This window comes from Caballeronia sp. GAWG1-1 (assembly GCF_023631465.1).
GTDB lineage: Bacteria > Pseudomonadota > Gammaproteobacteria > Burkholderiales > Burkholderiaceae > Caballeronia.
Genome location: NZ_JALQDB010000002.1, coordinates 57,895 through 75,878, shown reverse-complemented (window position 1 = coordinate 75,878; position 17,984 = coordinate 57,895). Strand labels below are relative to the sequence as shown.

At 61.7% G+C, this 17,984-nt stretch carries 19 protein-coding genes; 16 read left to right on the top strand and 3 right to left on the bottom strand.

What is annotated here, in order from left to right; translation table 11 throughout:
* Positions 1-20 precede the first annotated feature (20 nt).
* The 9 genes from can (at position 21) to bioB (ending at position 9,182) form a co-directional block, all read left to right on the top strand.
* Complete coding sequence (can, locus tag NCT03_RS00715; protein ID WP_250462664.1) at positions 21-797, top strand: carbonate dehydratase; 777 nt, start codon at positions 21-23, stop codon at positions 795-797.
* On the top strand, positions 790-1,983 hold the full coding sequence (locus tag NCT03_RS00710; RefSeq protein ID WP_250491676.1) for an acetyl-CoA C-acetyltransferase: 1,194 nt from the start codon (positions 790-792) through the stop codon (positions 1,981-1,983). Before can ends, NCT03_RS00710 begins: the two co-directional genes overlap by 8 nt.
* 47 nt (positions 1,984-2,030) lie before the next feature.
* Positions 2,031-2,639 (top strand): glutathione S-transferase family protein, encoded by a 609-nt coding sequence (locus tag NCT03_RS00705; RefSeq protein WP_250491675.1) that lies wholly within the window; start codon positions 2,031-2,033, stop codon positions 2,637-2,639.
* Positions 2,636-3,058, top strand: a complete 423-nt coding sequence (locus tag NCT03_RS00700) for a YchJ family protein (RefSeq protein ID WP_250491674.1) — start codon at positions 2,636-2,638, stop codon at positions 3,056-3,058. The genes NCT03_RS00705 and NCT03_RS00700 overlap by 4 nt, the downstream gene beginning before the upstream one ends.
* A gap of 326 nt (positions 3,059-3,384) precedes the next feature.
* On the top strand, positions 3,385-4,629 hold the full coding sequence (locus NCT03_RS00695) for a dienelactone hydrolase family protein (RefSeq protein WP_250491673.1): 1,245 nt from the start codon (positions 3,385-3,387) through the stop codon (positions 4,627-4,629).
* A gap of 285 nt (positions 4,630-4,914) precedes the next feature.
* Positions 4,915-6,228 carry an adenosylmethionine--8-amino-7-oxononanoate transaminase gene (locus NCT03_RS00690; RefSeq protein ID WP_250491672.1) on the top strand — a complete coding sequence of 438 codons (1,314 nt, stop codon included), beginning with the start codon at positions 4,915-4,917 and terminating at the stop codon, positions 6,226-6,228.
* Positions 6,225-7,430, top strand: coding sequence for an 8-amino-7-oxononanoate synthase (gene bioF, locus NCT03_RS00685; protein WP_250491671.1), 1,206 nt, complete (start codon positions 6,225-6,227; stop codon positions 7,428-7,430). Before NCT03_RS00690 ends, bioF begins: the two co-directional genes overlap by 4 nt.
* Complete coding sequence (bioD, locus tag NCT03_RS00680; RefSeq protein WP_244826784.1) at positions 7,427-8,128, top strand: dethiobiotin synthase; 702 nt, start codon at positions 7,427-7,429, stop codon at positions 8,126-8,128. Before bioF ends, bioD begins: the two co-directional genes overlap by 4 nt.
* 4 nt (positions 8,129-8,132) lie before the next feature.
* Complete coding sequence (bioB, locus tag NCT03_RS00675; RefSeq protein WP_250491670.1) at positions 8,133-9,182, top strand: biotin synthase BioB; 1,050 nt, start codon at positions 8,133-8,135, stop codon at positions 9,180-9,182.
* A gap of 46 nt (positions 9,183-9,228) precedes the next feature.
* On the opposite strand, the gene NCT03_RS00670 is transcribed toward bioB, so the two are convergent.
* Positions 9,229-10,206, bottom strand: coding sequence for a sulfate ABC transporter substrate-binding protein (locus NCT03_RS00670; protein ID WP_250491775.1), 978 nt, complete (start codon positions 10,204-10,206; stop codon positions 9,229-9,231).
* A gap of 110 nt (positions 10,207-10,316) precedes the next feature.
* Complete coding sequence (locus tag NCT03_RS00665) at positions 10,317-10,916, bottom strand: RBBP9/YdeN family alpha/beta hydrolase (protein WP_244826782.1); 600 nt, start codon at positions 10,914-10,916, stop codon at positions 10,317-10,319.
* Between the two features lie 150 nt (positions 10,917-11,066).
* Here NCT03_RS00665 and NCT03_RS00660 point away from each other — a divergent pair, with 150 nt between their 5' ends.
* The 7 genes from NCT03_RS00660 to NCT03_RS00630 all read left to right on the top strand — a co-directional run bounded on the left by NCT03_RS00660 (position 11,067) and on the right by NCT03_RS00630 (position 16,953).
* On the top strand, positions 11,067-12,008 hold the full coding sequence (locus NCT03_RS00660) for a 2-hydroxyacid dehydrogenase (RefSeq protein WP_250491669.1): 942 nt from the start codon (positions 11,067-11,069) through the stop codon (positions 12,006-12,008).
* 63 nt (positions 12,009-12,071) lie between these two features.
* Positions 12,072-12,995, top strand: a complete 924-nt coding sequence (locus NCT03_RS00655) for a hydroxymethylglutaryl-CoA lyase (protein ID WP_250491668.1) — start codon at positions 12,072-12,074, stop codon at positions 12,993-12,995.
* A 30-nt stretch (positions 12,996-13,025) separates the two neighbouring features.
* Positions 13,026-13,529, top strand: coding sequence for a YbaK/EbsC family protein (locus tag NCT03_RS00650; RefSeq protein ID WP_250491667.1), 504 nt, complete (start codon positions 13,026-13,028; stop codon positions 13,527-13,529).
* 38 nt (positions 13,530-13,567) lie between these two features.
* On the top strand, positions 13,568-14,122 hold the full coding sequence (locus NCT03_RS00645; protein WP_250491774.1) for an FAS1-like dehydratase domain-containing protein: 555 nt from the start codon (positions 13,568-13,570) through the stop codon (positions 14,120-14,122).
* The gene (locus NCT03_RS00640) at positions 14,119-15,030 is read left to right on the top strand and encodes an MBL fold metallo-hydrolase (protein WP_250491666.1); all 912 of its coding nucleotides are present in this window, start codon (positions 14,119-14,121) and stop codon (positions 15,028-15,030) included. Before NCT03_RS00645 ends, NCT03_RS00640 begins: the two co-directional genes overlap by 4 nt.
* Before the next feature lie 454 nt (positions 15,031-15,484).
* Positions 15,485-15,967 (top strand): hypothetical protein, encoded by a 483-nt coding sequence (locus tag NCT03_RS00635; protein WP_250491665.1) that lies wholly within the window; start codon positions 15,485-15,487, stop codon positions 15,965-15,967.
* Positions 15,968-16,050: 83 nt separating this feature from the next.
* Complete coding sequence (locus tag NCT03_RS00630) at positions 16,051-16,953, top strand: DUF7164 domain-containing protein (protein WP_250491664.1); 903 nt, start codon at positions 16,051-16,053, stop codon at positions 16,951-16,953.
* Between the two features lie 30 nt (positions 16,954-16,983).
* Here NCT03_RS00630 and NCT03_RS00625 read toward each other — a convergent pair whose 3' ends face one another.
* Positions 16,984-17,874, bottom strand: coding sequence for an alpha/beta fold hydrolase (locus NCT03_RS00625; RefSeq protein ID WP_250491663.1), 891 nt, complete (start codon positions 17,872-17,874; stop codon positions 16,984-16,986).
* Positions 17,875-17,984 lie beyond the last annotated feature (110 nt).

Sequence of the window (17,984 nt, the reverse complement as noted above, 5' to 3'; positions counted from 1 at the left end):
CCCGAAACACGACCATCACCATGACTGAGCAAAACGACCAAGCCTTCCATCCCCTCGCCCATCTCTTCGACAACAATCAGGCGTGGGTCGAACGCAAGCTATCCGACGACGCGGAGTTCTTCACGCGCCTCGCGCACCAGCAGGCGCCGGAGTATCTGTGGATCGGCTGCTCCGACTCGCGCGTGCCGGCGAACCAGATCATCGGCTTGCCGCCCGGCGAAGTGTTCGTGCATAGAAACATCGCGAACGTGGTCGTTCACTCGGACCTCAATGCGCTGTCCGTCATTCAGTTCGCGGTGGACTTGCTGAAGGTGAAGCACATCATGGTCGTCGGCCACTACGGCTGCTCGGGCGTGGGTGCGGCGCTCGTCGGCCAGCGCGTGGGTCTCGCGGACAACTGGTTGCGGCACGTCGAGGACGTGCGCGAAAAACACGCGGCGCTGCTCGATGAATGGCCGGTTGGAGAAGCGCGGCACCGGCGTCTGGTCGAACTCAATACCATCGAGCAGACGCTCAACGTGTGCCGCACGACCATCGTCAACGACGCGTGGGCGCGCGGTCAGGACCTCACCGTGCACGGCTGGACCTATGGCGTGCACGATGGCCGCTTGCGCAACATGGGCATGATGATCAGCGCGCAAGACCAGGTGGATTCAACCTATCAGGCATGCCTCGCCGCGTTGACGCGCGGCGGCGCGCATGCCGCGGCGAACGATGTGATCGCGTCGGATGCGGCGCGGCTCGGCGACGTTCCCGCCGTCATTCAAGGCGTTATCAAGGAGCTGAAACATGAGTGAGACATCGAAGGATTCCGTGGTCATCGTATCGGCGGCACGCACGCCGATGGCCGCATTTCAGGGCGATTTCGCCGCGATGACCGCGCCGCAGCTCGGCGCGGTCGCGATTCGCGCGGCATGCGAACGCGCGGGTCTCGAACCCGCGCGGATCGACGAAGCGATCATGGGCTGCGTGCTGCCTGCGGGCCAAGGTCAAGCGCCTGCACGGCAAGCGGCGCTCGGCGCGGGCTTGCCGCTTTCCACCGGCAGCACGACCATCAACAAGATGTGCGGCTCGGGCATGCGCGCGGCCATGTTCGCGCACGACATGCTGCTGGCAGGCTCGGCCGATGTGATCGTCGCGGGCGGCATGGAAAGCATGACGAATGCGCCGTATCTGTTGCCGAAGGCGCGCGGCGGCATGCGCATGGGTCACGGTCAGGTGCTCGACCACATGTTCCTCGACGGCCTCGAAGACGCTTACGACAAGGGGCGTCTCATGGGCGCGTTCGCGGAGCAATGCGCGTCGTCGTATGAGTTTTCGCGCGAATCGCAAGATGCGTTTGCCGTCGAGTCGTTGCGACGCGCTCAGCGCGCCAACGACGACGGTTCCTTCGCCTGGGAAATCGCGCCCGTCACGGTGCAAGGCAGAAAGGGCGATACGGTCATCGCGCGCGACGAACAGCCGTTCAAAGCGAACATCGAGAAGATTCCATCGCTCAAGCCCGCGTTTGCCAAGGACGGCACGGTGACGGCCGCGAATTCGTCGTCCATCTCCGATGGCGCCGCCGCGCTCGTGATGATGCTCGAATCCACCGCCAAGCGGTTGGGCGTGACGCCGCTCGCGCGAGTCGTGGGTCACAGCACGTTCGCGCAGCAGCCCGCGTTGTTCACGACCGCGCCGGTTGGCGCCATTCGCAAGCTGTTCGAGAAGAACGGCTGGCGTTCCGGCGATATCGATCTCTACGAAATCAACGAGGCCTTCGCCGTAGTCGCCATGGCCGCGATGCGCGAGCACGATCTGCCGCACGACAAGGTCAACGTGAACGGCGGCGCGTGTGCGCTCGGACATCCTATCGGCGCGTCCGGCGCGCGCATTCTCGTGACCTTGCTTGCGGCGCTGAAGGCTCGTGGGCTCAAGCGCGGCGTTGCGAGCTTGTGTATCGGCGGCGGCGAAGCGACGGCCATGGGTATCGAACTGGTCTAAAGAGTTGGCGCCGTGCCACGACCATCCATAACAAGGGAAGATTGCACGTGACTTATCAGGTACATGGCGTTTCGTCATCGGGAAACTGCTACAAGGTGCGGCTCGCGCTTGAACAACTGAATCTGCCCTACGTCTGGCACGAAGTGGACATGATGAACGGCGCCACGCGCACCGAGTCGTTCCTGAAGCTCAATCCGAATGGCAAGGTTCCGGTGCTCGTCATCGACGAACAAACGGCGCTCACCGAATCGAACGCCATTCTCTGCTATCTCGCCGATGGCACGCCGCTCCTGCCCGCCGACCGGCTCGAACGCGCGCGCGTGCTGCAATGGATGTTCTTCGAGCAATACAGTCATGAGCCATATGTCGCGGTGGCGCGCTTCATCAAGCAGTTCCTGAAGAAGCACGACGATCCGCGGCTGCCCGACAAGATCGCTGGTTCGTACCGCGCGCTCGACGTGATGGAGCAGCATCTCGCCACGCGCACGTTCTTCGCCGCAGAGCGCTACACGGTGGCCGATATCGCGCTTTACGCATACACGCATGTCGCGGATGAAGCCGGTCTCGATCTCGCTAGCTATCCGGCCATTCGCGCGTGGCTTGCGCGCGTGAAGAACCAGCCGGGGCGCATCGACATGCCGAGCGTGGATCAATGAAGCCGGTGGAATGTCCTTGCGGCGGAGCATCGCCCAATCAACGTCCGAACGCCCGCGCGCCGCGTTATGAAGCGTGCTGCGGGCGCTTTATCGAAGCCGGCGCCTTTCCGGCGAACGCCATGGAACTCATGCGTTCGCGCTATACCGCTTACGTCCTCGGCAATACGACCTACCTGCGCGCGACCTGGGACGACAAAACCCGCCCGCCCGATCTCGATGTCTCGAACGACACGCACACACGCTGGCTCGGTTTGCAAATCAAACGTCACGCTGTGATCGATACACAACACGAGGAAGTCGAATTCGTCGCGCGCTACAAGGTCGAAGGGCGAGCGCATCGCTTGCACGAAGCCAGCCGCTTTTGCCGCGACAACGCCGGCCACTGGGTCTATATCGACGGTGACGTAAAAGAAAAGTAAATGTCTCTTTAAAACATATAAATCCAATTCAGTATTAATTTCCTTGATTTCTCCTTTCAAATTAAATGGTTACGGGGTTACGCTTATTGTGCAGTGCAATTTTGAACAGTTAATCTCTCTTCACGTCAGGGCGCTGTCATTACCGCGCCCCGATGTTCGCAGCGAAGCCCCGTATTGAAGCCAATTGTCATGCCTTTTCTGGGCATGGCTCCCGGAACCCGCATTCGATACTGCTCATCATGAGCAGCGAGATAGGTTTGTGACTTCAATCGTGCATTTGGGGCCAAGCCAATCAAGCCTTAATCGGAGCGAGGCGGAGTTAAGGGATGGCGATCAGAACCTGGTTGGTCGGATGCAGCATGGTGTGCTCACTTGCGACATCGTTCATCACGACTGTCGTGAAAGCCGAACCGATCGGCGGCGTTCGCCCCTCCGAAGGGCTTTCAGCCCCCGTCTTCGGCCAAATACCCGACGCGCTCGACGCTCACCTTCCGGTCGTCGGCAATGGTCTGAACGAAAGCATCGTTCAAATTCCCGAAGCCGACATCTCGCTCGAAACGACCGTTTTCAAACCGGACGGCGCGGGTCCTTTCCCGATGATCGTCTTCAACCACGGCAAGCTCCCCGGCGACTCGCACGCCCAACCGCGCAATCGGCCGGTCGCGCTCGCACGCGAGTTCGTGCGTCATGGCTATGTCGTGGTCGTGCCGAATCGCCGCGGCTTCGCGGGCTCGGGCGGCGACTACGCCGGCCATGGTTGCGATGTCGAAGCCAACGGCTTCGCGCAGGCGGAAGACGTTGCCGCAGCGGTCGCGTACATGAGCCAGCAGCCTTATGTCGACAAGACGCATATCGTCGTGGGCGGCACTTCGCACGGCGGCTTGACGACCATGGCCTACGGTGCGCGCGAAGCGGTCGCGGCGCCGGGCGTGCGCGGTCTCATCAATTTCTCGGGCGGTCTGCGTCAGGACGAATGCACCGGCTGGCAGAAGAATCTCGTCGATGCCTTCGGCGCTTATGGCGAGAACGTTCGTTTGCCTTCGCTGTGGCTCTACGGTGACAACGATTCGGTGTGGCAAGGCGACTTGTCCACGCAGATGTATGCCGCATTCGTGTCGCACGGCGCACGCGCGCAGATGACCGACTTCGGCACCTACAAGAACGACGCGCATCGGCTCGTCGGCGACCGCGACGGCGTGCAGGTCTGGTGGCCGCGCGTGAAGGCGTTCCTCGCGCAAGTCGGCATGCCGACCACGGTGCAATATCAGGTCGCCGAGCCGCATTCGCCGAAGGCCACCGACTTTGCGAACCTCGATGCCGTGCAGTCGGTGCCCTTCATCGATGAAAGCGGCCGCAACGGCTATCGCAACTTCCTGAGCCAGTATTCGAGCCGCGCGTTCGCCGTGTCGAACTCGGGCGCGTGGTCGTGGGCCGAAGGCGGCGACGACCCGATGTCCGTCGCGCTCGCCAGTTGCCAGAAGCAGAGCGCCGATCCCTGCAAGCTCTACGCGGTGGATAACGCCGTCGTGTGGAACGAAGCGGGCGAGCAAACGCAGACGGCATCGCGCTGATACGCTTCTTCCCTCCAAAATTTTTTGAACGCCGGCCTCGCGCCGGCGTTTTTGCTTCTTTCGCCCGTGTTGGCGGTCCGTTCGGCGAAGTTAGCCGCGATCGCACTTTTCACGACTTCGTGGAAGCGTGCGCAGGCGATCCAGGACCCGGCCGAAAAGCGAAGCTTCCGGATATTTTCGCCATAATCGAAGCGCGCGAAGTCAGGCGCAATCCTCGAATAGCGCAGGCCCTCGCGGCTTGCCCGATGTATCCGGCTGGCGCCATGCGCCGCCTGGGAGCCGTTTTTGAACACAGAAGACAATCAGGACTGGGTCGCGCGCTCGCTCGCCGCGGTGTGGCACCCGTGCACTCAGATGAAACACCACGAGCGCATGCCGCTCGTGCCCATCGCGCGCGGCAAGGGCGCGTGGCTCTACGACCCGGCGGGCAACCGCTATCTCGACGCCATCAGTTCGTGGTGGGTCAATCTGTTCGGCCACGCGAATCCCGACATCAACCGCGCGCTCAAGGATCAACTCGATACGCTCGAACACGCGATGCTCGCGGGCTGCACGCATGCGCCCGCCGTCGAACTGGCCGAACGCCTGTCCGCGCTCACACGGCACACGCTCGGTCATGCTTTTTTTGCGTCCGATGGCGCGTCCGCCGTCGAGATCGCGTTGAAGATGAGCTTTCACTTCTGGCGCAACCGTGGGCAAAGTGAAAAGCGCGAGTTCGTGTGCATGGCGAACAGCTATCACGGCGAAACCATCGGCGCGCTCGGCGTGACCGATGTCGCGCTCTTCAAGGACGCATACGATCCGCTGATCCGCCACGCGCATGTGGTCGCATCGCCGGCGGCGAGTGGCGAAGACGAAGCCATCGACGCCATGCGCGCGCTCTTCGAACAACGCGCCGCGCATCTCGCCGCCGTGATCGTCGAGCCGCTCGTGCAATGCGCGGCCGGCATGGCGATGTACGACGCGTCGTATCTCACCCGCTTGCGCGCCCTGTGCGATGAACACGGCGTGCATTTGATCGCCGATGAGATCGCGGTCGGCTGCGGCCGCACCGGCACTTTCTTCGCGTGCGAGCAAGCGGGCATCTGGCCGGACTTCGTGTGCTTGTCGAAGGGCATCAGCGGCGGTTATCTGCCGCTTTCCATCGTGCTCACGCGCGATGACATCTACGCCGCTTTCTACGATGACGACGTCACGCGCGGCTTTCTGCATTCGCATTCGTACACGGGCAATCCGCTTGCATGCCGCGCCGCGCTCGCGACGCTCGATCTGTTCGAAAGCGCCAACGTGCTCGCGGAGAATCGCCGCAAAGCCGCGCTTTTGCGCGAGGCCTTGCAGCCGCTCGTGAAGCATGAACGCGTGCGCAATCTGCGCGAGCGCGGCACGATCTTCGCGTTCGATGTCGTCACCGAAGATCGCGCGTTCTCGCGTCGCTTCTTCGAGTTGGGGCTGCAGCGCGAACTGTTGCTGCGTCCTATCGGCAAGACGGTTTATCTGATGCCGCCATACGTGCTCACCGACGACGAACTCGCGCTGCTCGCCAGGCGCACGCGCGAAACGCTCGATGCCACGCTGGCCGCCGCCGAGGCCTCCGCATGAGCGATACATCGAAAGCGCTCTACGAAACGCTGCAGCAAGGACTCGCCGATATCGACGCGCGCGGTTTGCGCCGCCGTCGCAGAACCATCGACAGCGCGTGTTCGGCCCATATGACCGTCGATGGCCGCGCGATGATCGGCTTCGCGAGCAACGACTATCTCGGTCTCGCCGCCCACGAAGCGCTGCGGGAAGCGCTTGCCGAAGGCGCGTCGCTGTATGGCGCGGGCAGCGGCGGCTCGCATCTGCTGGGCGGCCATTCACGCGCCCACGCGCAACTCGAAGACGATCTCGCCGCGTTTTCCGGCGGCTTCGTCGACAACCCGCGCGCGCTTTACTTCAGCACCGGTTACATGGCCAATCTCGCCGTGATCTCGACGCTCGCCGGACGCGGCACGATGGTGTTCTCCGACGCGCTGAATCATGCGTCGCTGATCGATGGCGTCAGGCTCTCGCGCGCGCAGGTGCAAATTTATCCGCACGCCGACATGGAAGCGCTCGACGCCATGCTCGATGCATCGCAAGCGGACGCGACGACGAAGCTCATCGTGACGGATACCGTGTTCAGCATGGACGGCGATATCGCGCCGTTGCAAAGTCTCGTGGAACTCGCGGAGAAATACGGTGCGTGGCTCGTCGTCGACGATGCCCACGGCTTCGGCGTGCTCGGTCCGCAAGGTCGCGGCGCGCTCGCGCAATTCGCGCTGCGCTCGCCGCATCTCGTCTACGTCGGCACGCTAGGCAAGGCGGCGGGCGTTTCCGGCGCGTTCGTCGCGGCAAGCGAGACGGTCATCGAATGGTTGATCCAGCGCGCGCGGCCTTATATCTTCACGACCGCGTCGCCGCCTGCCGTGGCGCACGCCGTATCCGCGAGCATCGGGTTGATCGGCAGCGAAGACGGCGATGCGCGACGCAAGCATCTGGCATCGCTCATCGAAACGACGCGCGGCATGTTGAAACGCACACGCTGGTTGCCGGTCGAATCGAAGACGGCGGTGCAGCCGCTCGTCATCGGCGGCAACGACGAAACGCTCGCGCTCGCCGCCGCGCTCGACAAACGAGGCCTCTGGGTTCCCGCGATCCGCCCGCCGACCGTGCCCGCGGGGACATCGCGCTTGCGCATTTCGTTATCGGCCGCGCATGGCGACGACGACCTCGCCCGACTCGACGAAGCACTTGGCACGCTCAGTAAAGAAACGACATGACCGCTTTATCGCTATTCGTCGCCGGCACCGATACGGAGATCGGCAAGACCTTCGTCTCGTGCGCGCTGTTGCATGGCTTCGCGCGCGCGAACTTGCGCGCCGCCGCGATGAAACCCATCGCGTCCGGCGCAATCGAACGTGACGGCGTGCTGCATAACGAAGACGCCGATCAACTCGATGCCGCCGCCAACGTCGCGCTGCCGCCCGCCATTCGCACGCCGTTCATGATGCGCGAGCCGATTGCGCCGCATATCGCCGCCGCGCGTGAAGGCATTGCGCTGGATATCGGGCGCATCGTAAAGGCGCATCGCGTGGCGTGCGATCATGCGGATATCGTCGTCGTGGAAGGCGTGGGCGGCTTTCGCGTGCCGCTAGACGATACCCATGACACCGCGGATCTCGCCGTCGCGCTGAAGCTGCCGGTCGTGCTCGTGGTCGGCATGCGGCTCGGCTGCATCAGCCATGCGTTGCTGACCGCCGAGGCGATCACGTCGCGCGGCTTGCGCATCGCGGGCTGGGTGGCGAATCGCGTCGATCCGCACATGCTTTATCCGGAAGAAAACATTCATTCGCTGCAACACCGGCTCGATGCACCGCTCATCGGCGTGATTCCGCATTTCGCGCCATCCGACGCCGCGCGCGCCGCCGATCATCTCGACACGCGCCTTCTGCTCGACCGGCTTTTACTCAAGGACTGAATTCATGACGCAGACCATCACTGCCAACGCATCGTTGCAAACTGCCGCGCAAACCTCCGCGCCGACGCGAACGCCCGCGCAGGCGCGCTGGAAAGTCGCCGATATCGTCGCGCTTTACGACCTGCCGTTCAACGACCTGCTGTATCGCGCGCAAACGGTGCATCGCGAACATTTCGATCCGAACGCGGTACAGCTTTCCACGCTTCTGTCGATCAAGACCGGCGGCTGCGAGGAAGATTGCGCATACTGTCCGCAGTCCGTGCATCACGACACCGGCCTGCAAGCCGACAAGCTGATGGCCGTGGATGAAGTGCTGAAGGCCGCCGAAGCCGCCAAGGCCAACGGCGCGACGCGCTTTTGCATGGGCGCGGCGTGGCGCAATCCGAAGGATCGCCATCTTGAGCCGATCAAGGACATGATTCGCGGCGTCAAGGCAATGGGACTGGAAACCTGCGTGACGCTTGGGATGCTGGAGCCGCATCAGGCAGAAGGCTTGCGCGATGCCGGCCTCGATTACTACAACCACAATCTCGATACGTCGCCCGAGTTCTACGGCCAGATCATTTCGACGCGCACGTATCAGGATCGGCTCGATACGCTCGAACGCGTGCGCGATGTGGGCATCAACGTGTGCTGCGGCGGGATTGTCGGCATGGGCGAGTCGCGGCGTGAACGCGCCGGTTTGATCTCGCAGCTCGCCAACATGGAGCCGTATCCGGAGTCGGTGCCGATCAACAATCTCGTGCAAGTGGCCGGCACGCCGCTCACGGGCACCGCGCCGCTCGATCCCTTCGAGTTCGTGCGCACGATCGCGGTGGCGCGTATCACCATGCCCAAGGCGATGGTCCGTCTTTCGGCCGGACGCGAGCAGATGGATGAAGCGTTGCAGGCGCTTTGTTTCGCGGCGGGCGCGAACTCGATCTTCTACGGCGATCAGTTGCTCACGACGAGCAACCCGCAAGCCGAAGCGGACCGCAAGCTGATCGAGCGTCTGGGAATGCGCGCGGAATCGGCGCAGAACGTCAGCGCGGAAGAACGCGGCTGCTCGAACTGAGCGGAGAGTAAAAAGAAAAGGGCTCGCGCGTGGCGAGCCCTTTCGGTTATTTCTTCTCGACCACCTGATCGAAAGTCCCGCCATCGGCGAAATGGGTTTGCTGCGCCTTCTGCCAGCTGCCGAAGATCTGCTCCACCGTGAACGTCTTGAGCGGCTTGAACTCGCTTGCATGCTTGGCCAGCACCTCCGCGTTACGCGGCCGCAAATGATGCTGCGCGATGATCTCCTGCGCTTGCGGCGTGTAAAGAAAGTCCACGTACGCCTGCGCTTCCTTGCGCGTGCCGCGCTTGTCCACCACCTTGTCGACGATGGAGACCGGCGGCTCCGCCAGCAGGCTCGATGACGGATACACCGCATCGAAGTCCTTCGCGCCGACGCCTGCTTCGATCAGACCGACTTCGTTCTCGAAAGTCACGAGCACGTCGCCGATATTGCGCTGCGTGAAGGTCGTGGTCGCACCGCGCCCACCGGTGTCAAGCGTCGGCACGTTGGCGAGGATCGCTTTCTCGAAGTCCAGCGCCTGCGCATCCGTTGCGCCCTGCTGCTTCTTGTAGCCCCACGCCGCGAGATACGTGTAGCGGCCATTACCCGAAGTCTTCGGATTCGCGATGATCACTTGCACGCCCGGCCGCGCGAGATCGCTCCAGTCCTTGATGTTCTTCGGATTGCCCTTTCGCACGAGAAACACCATGGTCGTCGTGTAGGGCGCGCTGCCATTCGGAAGACGCGTGCGCCAGTTGGCCGGAACGAGTTGACCGCGTTCGGCAAGCAGGTCGATGTCGTTGGGCTGATTCATCGTCACGACATCGGCTTGCAGTCCCTGAAGCACCGACAGCGCCTGCGCGCTCGACGCCCCATGCGACTGCTTCACCGTCACCGTTTCGCCCGCGCGGCTTTTGTAGTCGGCGATGAACGCCGTATCGATGTCCTTGTACAGTTCGCGCGTCACGTCGTAGGAGACGTTGAGCAACGAAGTATCGGCATGCGCGATGCCCGCCGTCATATAGAGCGCCGCGGCTGCCATCAGCACGCGCTTACTGTATCCCGCCATATCGTCCTCAAGAATGCGATTGCAAAAGAAAGGCCGCGCGATGGCGGCCGGATGGTTCATGTTCATCGATGAAACCGGGCGCATCAGCCATACGCGTGCTCGTGCAAGGAGACTTCGCCCGCGAAACTTTCAGCAGGGTAAGCATATTGAGCCAGCGTGTCGATGAAATATTTCGCGCGCGGCCACGGACCGAAACCCGCCGCCGTGTTGATATGACCGGCATCGCCGAGATTCACGAACGCGCTCGAAAGCCGTGCTGCAAGATCGCGCGCGTGGTCGAGCGGCATCCACGGATCGGTTTCGCTGCCGACGAGAATGGAAGGCACGGCAAGACGCGTCGGCTCGAAGTGACCGGCGAAACGGAACTTCTCCGGGCTCGCGGGCGCGACGAACAATACGCCGACGACTTCGGCATCGGTTCGATTCTGCGCGAGCGCGTGCGCCGTCGCGAGACAGCCGAAGCTATGCGCGGCGAGCACGACAGGACGGCGAATGGTCGCTAGTTGCGCGAGCACCGCGTTCGCCCAGATGTCGAGATGCGGTGCGTCCCAGTCTGCCTGTTCGACACGCGATGTATCGGCATACTGATGCTCGAGCCAGCTTTGCCAGTGCGCGCCCTCGCTGCCGTGCAAGCCGGGCACCGTCAGCAGCGCGGGGCGCGGTGTTCGATTGCTGGTCGTCATGTGCGGTTCTCGCTGACATTGTCCACCTTGCATTTTCGCGTGGCGCGCGGCAAGGACGAACGAATCAATCGTCATGTCGATATGCTCGCGGATGCAACCGCACGCTTTTGCACCCTTTAGAATGGGTGGATCGAACGACGGAGGCGGACGTTGAAAATCATCTTCTACGAAGAGCACGCGGACACCGACGCATGGCTCGGCGGTTTGCGCCGCGAACTGCCGGACGCCGATCTGCGCATCTGGCAGCCTGGCGACACCGCGCCCGCCGATTACGCCATCGTCTGGCGCGCGCCGCGCGAACTCTTCGCGAACCGGCCGGAATTGAAGGCCATCTTCAATCTCGGCGCGGGCGTCGATGCAATCCTCGATGTCGAGCGCAAGGAACCCGGCACGTTGCCGCCGAACGCCACGCTCGTGCGTCTGGAAGACACCGGCATGGCGCAACAAATGGTCGAGTATTCGACGTATGCCGTTCTGCGCTACCTGCGCCGCTTCGACGAATACGAAGCGCTGCAAAGGGAGGGACGCTGGCGGAAACTTACGCAGCATGCGCGCGCATCGTTCACGGTGGGTGTGCTGGGTCTCGGCGTTCTCGGTGGTGAAGTGGCGCGCGGGCTTCTCGAGCTCGGCGTGCCGGTGCGAGGCTACAGCCGCACGGCGAAGACAATAGAAGGTGTCGAGGTTTATGCGGGTCCCGAGCGCTTCGATGCGTTTCTGGATGGCGTGCACGTGCTCGTCAACTTGCTGCCGCATACACCGGACACCGAAGGCATTCTCAACGCGCGCACTTTCGCGAAGCTCGCGCGCGGTGCTTATCTCGTGAACGTGGCGCGCGGTCCGCATCTCGTCGATGACGACCTTCTCGCCGCCCTCGATAGCGGCCAGCTCGCCGCCGCGACGCTCGATGTGTTTCATGTCGAGCCGTTGGCCAAGGAGCATCCGTTCTGGAAGCATCCGCGCGTGTCGGTCACGCCGCATATCTCGGCGGAGACGTTGCGCGAGGAGAGCATCGTGCAGATCGCGGCGAAGATCAAGGCGCTGTCGCGCGGGGAAACCATTGGCGGTATCGTGGACTTTTCGCGAGGGTATTGAATGCGGGGCATCGGGACATCAGTAAGTCAGGGAAGTCAGGAAGTCACGGAACAGGAGACAGGCATGATCCCCACTCAAGTAAAAATCGTCGAAGTCGGGCCGCGCGACGGCTTGCAGAACGAGAAGGAATTCGTCGCCACGGAAACCAAGATCGAGCTCGTGAACCGGCTCGCGCGTGCGGGCATCGTCAATGTGGAATCGACTTCGTTCGTCTCGCCGAAATGGGTGCCGCAAATGGCGGATGCCAGCGCGTTGATGGCGGGCATCGAGCGTCGCGCGGGCACCATTTACTCCGTGCTCACGCCGAATCTGCGCGGCTTCGAGGGCGCGCTCGAAGCAAAGGCCGACGAGATCGTCATCTTCGGCGCGGCAAGCGAGGCGTTCTCGCAAAAGAATATCAATTGCAGCATCGCGGAAAGCATCGCGCGCTTCGAGCCGGTCGCGAAAGCCGCGAAGGACGCAGGCTTGCGTCTGCGCGGCAGCATCTCGTGTGCGCTCGGCTGTCCGTATCAGGGCGAGGTGAGCGTGGCGTCGGTGGTGGATGTCGTCGAGCGCATGAAGGCGCTCGGCTGCGACGAAATCGATATCGCGGATACCATCGGCGTCGGCACGCCCAAGCGCACGCGCGAAGTGCTGGCGGCGGCGTCGAAAGCGTTTCCGCGCGAACGCCTGTCAGGACATTTCCACGATACTTATGGGCAGGCCATCGGCAACATTTATGCGGCGCTGCTCGAAGGCATCGAGATATTTCATGCGTCGGTTGCGGGGCTCGGCGGCTGTCCGTATGCCAAGGGCGCGACAGGCAACGTCGCGACCGAAGACGTCGTGTATCTGATGAATGGACTCGGCATCCAGACGGGCATCGACCTGGATCGACTGGTCGAGACAGGCGACTTCATTTCGCGCGCCATCGGCAAGCCGAGTTCGTCGCGTGCGGGCAAGGCGCTGCTCGCCAAGCAGCGTGACGCCGTTGCCGCCTGCGTCTGACCTGTTGATCGTTCGATGGAAAGGAAAGCAATGACCGAAGTACAGAATCTCGATGACCTTCCCGATTCCGCGCGCCGCGTCGCGCTTCTGTTGCAGGAACGCGGTCACGCGCGGCCCGTCGTGATGCTGCCGGAAACCGGCAAGACATCGGCGGAAGCGGCGGCGGGATTGAACTGTTCCGTGGCGCAGATCGCCAAGTCCATTCTCTTCCGGCGCCGCGACGACGACGCGCCCGTGCTCGTGATCGCAAGCGGCGCGAATCGCGTGGACGAAGCGAAGGTCGCGGCGCGCGTCGGCCAACTGGCGCGCGCGGATGCGAAGTTCGTGCGCGAAAAGACCGGCTATGCCATTGGCGGCGTATGTCCGATCGGTCATGCGACCGAACCCGTGACGCTCATCGACGAAGACTTGCTCACGCTCGAAAGCCTGTGGGCGGCGGCGGGTCATCCGCACGCGGTGTTCAATCTGACGCCGCAAGAACTCGTGTCGCTGACGGGCGCGCCGGTTGTCGATGTCGCCTTGCGCGCACCATGAACGGCGAAGTCGCGTCGCCGTGCGTGGACGTCTGTCGCATGAATCCGGAGACGGGCTTCTGCGACGGCTGCCTGCGCACCATCGACGAAATCGCGGCGTGGTCATCCATTGACGATAACGCGAAACGCGACGTGCTCGCGCGTGGCGAAAGCCGTCGTCGCGGCGCGCGCGTGGTGCGTATCGGCGAATCGTTCGAAGCGACGCTTGCCTTGCCGGCGGACTCCATTCGCCACTTCGCCACGCTCGTCAACGACACCAACCCGCTGCATCACGACGAAGCGTATGCGCGCGCCAGCCGTTTCGGCTCGCTGATCGCGTCGGGCACGCAACCGACCGCGCATCTCATGGCGATGATCGCCGAACACTTCTCGACTTACGCGCAACCGCTCGGACTGGAGTTCGGCATCAAGCTCACGCGCGCGGTGAAGGCCGACGACGTGCTCGCCATGCGCTGGCAAGTGCTCGATGCAAAGTGGAAGACGAGCCTTCGCGGCGACCTGGTGAAGCTCGCGGGCCGCGCGGTGAATCAGCTTGGCGAGACGGTGATCGAGGCGACGGCGACTATCGTCGTCATGCCGAAGGAGCAAGCGTGATCGCGCTGCCCGCTTCCATGACGGTGTTCGAGCGCGGCTGGTTGTCGTCGAACAACGTGCTCTTCGCGAGCGATGAGGGCACGGCGTTGATCGACACGGGCTACGTCTCGCACGCGCCGCAAACGCTGGCGCTCGTGCGGCACGCGCTCGGTGCGCGCAAGCTCGATCTGATCGTCAACACGCACTTGCATTCGGATCACTGCGGCGGCAACGCACTGCTGCAACGCACCTATGCGTGCAATACGCTGATCCCGCAAAGTGAAGCGCACGCGGTGCGTGTCTGGGACGAAGAGGCGCTGACGTTTCACGCCACGGCGCAGCGTTGTGACCGGTTCACGTTCGACGGCACGGTCGAGAATGGCGCCACGCTCATGCTCGGCGGCTTCGAATGGTCCGTGCTGGGCGCGCCGGGCCACGATCCGCACTCGCTCATGCTGTATTGCGCCGAGGCGCGCATCCTCATTAGCGCGGACGCGTTGTGGGAAAACGGCTTTGGCGTGATTTTTCCGGAACTCGAAGGCGAAAGCGGTTTTGCGGAAGAGCGCGCGGTGCTCGATCTCATCGCGCAACTCGATGTCGATGTCGTCGTTCCAGGCCACGGCGCGCCTTTCACCGATGTCGCGCGCGCACTCGACGTGGCCGCGTCGCGGCTCGACTATCTGCGTGCCGACCCTGCCCGCAACGCAAAGAACGCGCTGAAAGTGCTGATCGTCTTCAAGTTGATGGACGTGCGTTCGATGCCCTTCGACACCTTGCTCGCGATGACCGCATCTGCCCGCGCCATGCGCGCCGCCGCGAACGCGCTTGCCGCGCCCGCGCAGCATCGCGCATTGCTGGAGAAGATCGTCGGGGAATTGGCGCGCAGCGGATCGCTCAACGTGGAAGGCGACATGCTCTCGGCGGTATGAACTCCGCGCGCAAAAAGAAAGCCGCTTGTCAGCTACGGCAAGCGGCGGAATAGTATGGACGTGATCAACGTCGACGCCATCGTAACCCGCCGCTATATCACGTGCATCGGTGCTTTCCCTACAGTAAGTTGACGACAAGCGCACACTAAAGGCAACCATGTTCGCGCTATCGACACTCATTTTTAATGCCGTTTGATGCGTCTTTACACGTCAGCGAAGCGCTACATGAAGCCGCGAGCTTGAGAATAAATCAACGTGACTTTCCTCAATTAATAAGAAAAATCGGCGTTGATACAGGTAAAAATTTCCGCTACGATTAAATACGCCCGAAATCACTGAACCTTAAGTCATTTCGAGCTTCCATTTTTACAACTCATTACAAATCATAAGGGACATTAATCGTAGAAAACTCGTATCTGCCTCCACTGTAGCGGTCCCGTTACTAGCGGGGTTAATGACATCCACGTCAAGTCAAGCACAGACGACAACGGCACAGGGGCGTTATCTCAGTATTCGTTTGAGAGACTCGGAGCTGCTACCCATTACGCAGATTTCGAACGCAAAAAGATGGAATTTTTTGCATTTCGGTTTGCCGTATGACCAGGTAAGCCACGTTAATCCCGATGGTTCATTGAGCCTGCCAAATGGCGTGTATGCTGTCGCGGGGCAAATGGTCGTTTCGGTGGCGGACGCGAACTTGGCTCAGGTCTCGATTAACAGAAGCGAGCCGAACCTGGCCGCAAGCGGCAAGGATGCATTCTACGACGACCCTTACTACTTCAAGGTAGCCACCGATCATGGGGGCAAGGCTGGCAATGTTATTATTCCTTTCAGCGGCATGCTTCAGTTGACTACCTGGACCGATTTTGCAATTTACACTTCGACCAACGTCTCCCTGCAGTACGGCACTACGCTGTCTATCTTTCCCGTGATTTAAGCGAACAAAAGTAGTAAGTGCCAGCAAGCGCGGGCCAACTTCGCCGCTGGCACTAAATACATGTATCGTTAAAAAGGTCTTTCTTGAATCAAGCACGAAAAGATATCGGCATACTGGTGTATGTAGACAATGTTCCGAGTAACATCGAGGAATTTGGCTGGCTCTATAAGAGCATCATCCATACAGGCTTGTTTGACCGAAGCACGTTAATCGTTGCGTGCCATCCGGAAGCAACATTTAAACTGCCGCGAGACAGTAATATAGTCGTTATTCCGAGCGTTCCTTATTCTCAGAAAAACAGCGAATGGTCGGATTATGGATACATTAATTCTGTCGCCAATCTCTGCGATAAAGCCGTTTTAGACGTTTGTCGGCAGTTCGATTACATTCTGAAAACAGATTGCGACACCTTTGTGACGCCCGCGCTGTCGAAGTTTCATCCTGCCGGCCTTTGCTTTGGTTTCGGAGCGTATGCATATGAGGCGTCGGTCCGACAGAAACTTAACGAATGCAGTGCCCGGTGGGGATTTCCTCATTCCGGCTTACACAATATCGGTGCGTCGGTGCTGGGGCCATCGACAATGGTGTGCGACTTTTTGCCGGCTCAAATGGACTGTTGCATCCGCCTGTTCGACGAGGAGTTCAAAGACTTCCGTGGAGAGTGGCCAGGCTGGTGCAGAAACGTGATCACCATGTATGCAGGAGAGCTAGCGCTACGTCGCACGTATCCGCAGCGTTGCTCAATAGGCCTTTTGGACCATTTCCCCTACGCGTCGCTTACGCATGGCAGCGATGTCCTGCATATTCATGCGTGGCAAACAGACGAGTACTGGTCGAAATTGAAGTATCGCGAAGGCGCATACGATCACATTGCGCTGCAGGACATCGATAGGTCCACGCTGGGTGGTTATTGCCACTGGCTGGCGGCGTCCGATATAGAACAAGTCCGGGCCGAAGCCAACCAAGCACTTTCGAAGCATGCGTAAGGCCGCGCGCCTGGGATCATCGGCTCTTTGTCAGCAGAACCCTGCTTCGAAGAAGGCACGCATCTCCACGAGTAACTCCTGCGGCACTTCCTCCGGCACGTAATGGCCGCAATCGAGCGCGCGGCCGCTTACGTCGCGCGCGACGCGCCGCCATTGACCAAGCACGTCAAACGCGCGCTCTAGCACGCCTTGCTCGCCCCATAGCACGCGCACGGGGCACGCTATCTTCACGCCGCGCTCGGTGTCGTCCCGGTCGTGTTCGAGGTCGATGCCCGCCGACGCGCGATAGTCCTCGCATGTCGCAAACACCGCATCGGGCGCGGCCAGCGCATCGCGATATGCCTGCAGCGCGTGCGGCGCGAACGGCGCAAGACCCGCACGGCCACGGCCCATCAAGTGTTCGATGAACCCGGTCGTATCGGCGCCGATCATCTTTTCCGGAAAGGGCGATGGCTGGTTCATCAGGAACCAGTGGAAATTGGCGCTCAACAACGCGCGGTCAGTGGCTTCGAACATCGCAAGCGTCGGCACGATATCGAGCAGCATCAGGCGATCGACGGCATCGGGAAAATCGATCGCCATGCGATGCGCGACGCGCGCTCCGCGATCGTGCGCGCACACGAGAAATCGTTCGAAGCCGAAGTGACGCATGACCGCGACCTGATCGGCGGCCATGGCGCCTTTGGAGTAAGGCGCGTGGCGTTCGTCGCTCGGCGGCTTGGCCGATGCGCCATAGCCGCGCAAGTCGGTGGCGATCACGGTGAAGTGCCGCGCGAGTTCATCGGCGCATGAATGCCAGATCTCGTGCGTTTGCGGATAACCATGCAAAAGCAAAAGCGGCGGGCCGTCTCCGCCCTTCTCGCCGGCAATCTCGACGCCCGCCGCATTCACGCGAAACGGCTCGTAGCCTCTGAAAGACATGGTGTTTTCTTGTTCGTGGCGTAGCGGTCCATTGTAGGCGCGGCATTCCGAATGCTCGATGAGCAACGTGCACACAAACGGTGAAACCGAGGATTTCCTCGGGAATCGGA

Coding starts and splice junctions, on each gene's coding strand:
- NCT03_RS00695 (WP_250491673.1), top strand. CDS start 3,385: ATGGCGATCAGAACCTGGTTGGTCGGATGCAGCATGGTGTGCTCACTT.
- NCT03_RS00645 (WP_250491774.1), top strand. CDS start 13,568: ATGAATCCGGAGACGGGCTTCTGCGACGGCTGCCTGCGCACCATCGAC.
- NCT03_RS00650 (WP_250491667.1), top strand. CDS start 13,026: ATGACCGAAGTACAGAATCTCGATGACCTTCCCGATTCCGCGCGCCGC.
- NCT03_RS00700 (WP_250491674.1), top strand. CDS start 2,636: ATGAAGCCGGTGGAATGTCCTTGCGGCGGAGCATCGCCCAATCAACGT.
- NCT03_RS00710 (WP_250491676.1), top strand. CDS start 790: ATGAGTGAGACATCGAAGGATTCCGTGGTCATCGTATCGGCGGCACGC.
- can (WP_250462664.1), top strand. CDS start 21: ATGACTGAGCAAAACGACCAAGCCTTCCATCCCCTCGCCCATCTCTTC.
- NCT03_RS00655 (WP_250491668.1), top strand. CDS start 12,072: ATGATCCCCACTCAAGTAAAAATCGTCGAAGTCGGGCCGCGCGACGGC.
- NCT03_RS00670 (WP_250491775.1), bottom strand. CDS start 10,206: ATGGCAGCCGCGGCGCTCTATATGACGGCGGGCATCGCGCATGCCGAT.
- NCT03_RS00625 (WP_250491663.1), bottom strand. CDS start 17,874: ATGTCTTTCAGAGGCTACGAGCCGTTTCGCGTGAATGCGGCGGGCGTC.
- NCT03_RS00635 (WP_250491665.1), top strand. CDS start 15,485: ATGACATCCACGTCAAGTCAAGCACAGACGACAACGGCACAGGGGCGT.
- bioB (WP_250491670.1), top strand. CDS start 8,133: ATGACGCAGACCATCACTGCCAACGCATCGTTGCAAACTGCCGCGCAA.
- bioD (WP_244826784.1), top strand. CDS start 7,427: ATGACCGCTTTATCGCTATTCGTCGCCGGCACCGATACGGAGATCGGC.
- NCT03_RS00665 (WP_244826782.1), bottom strand. CDS start 10,916: ATGACGACCAGCAATCGAACACCGCGCCCCGCGCTGCTGACGGTGCCC.
- bioF (WP_250491671.1), top strand. CDS start 6,225: ATGAGCGATACATCGAAAGCGCTCTACGAAACGCTGCAGCAAGGACTC.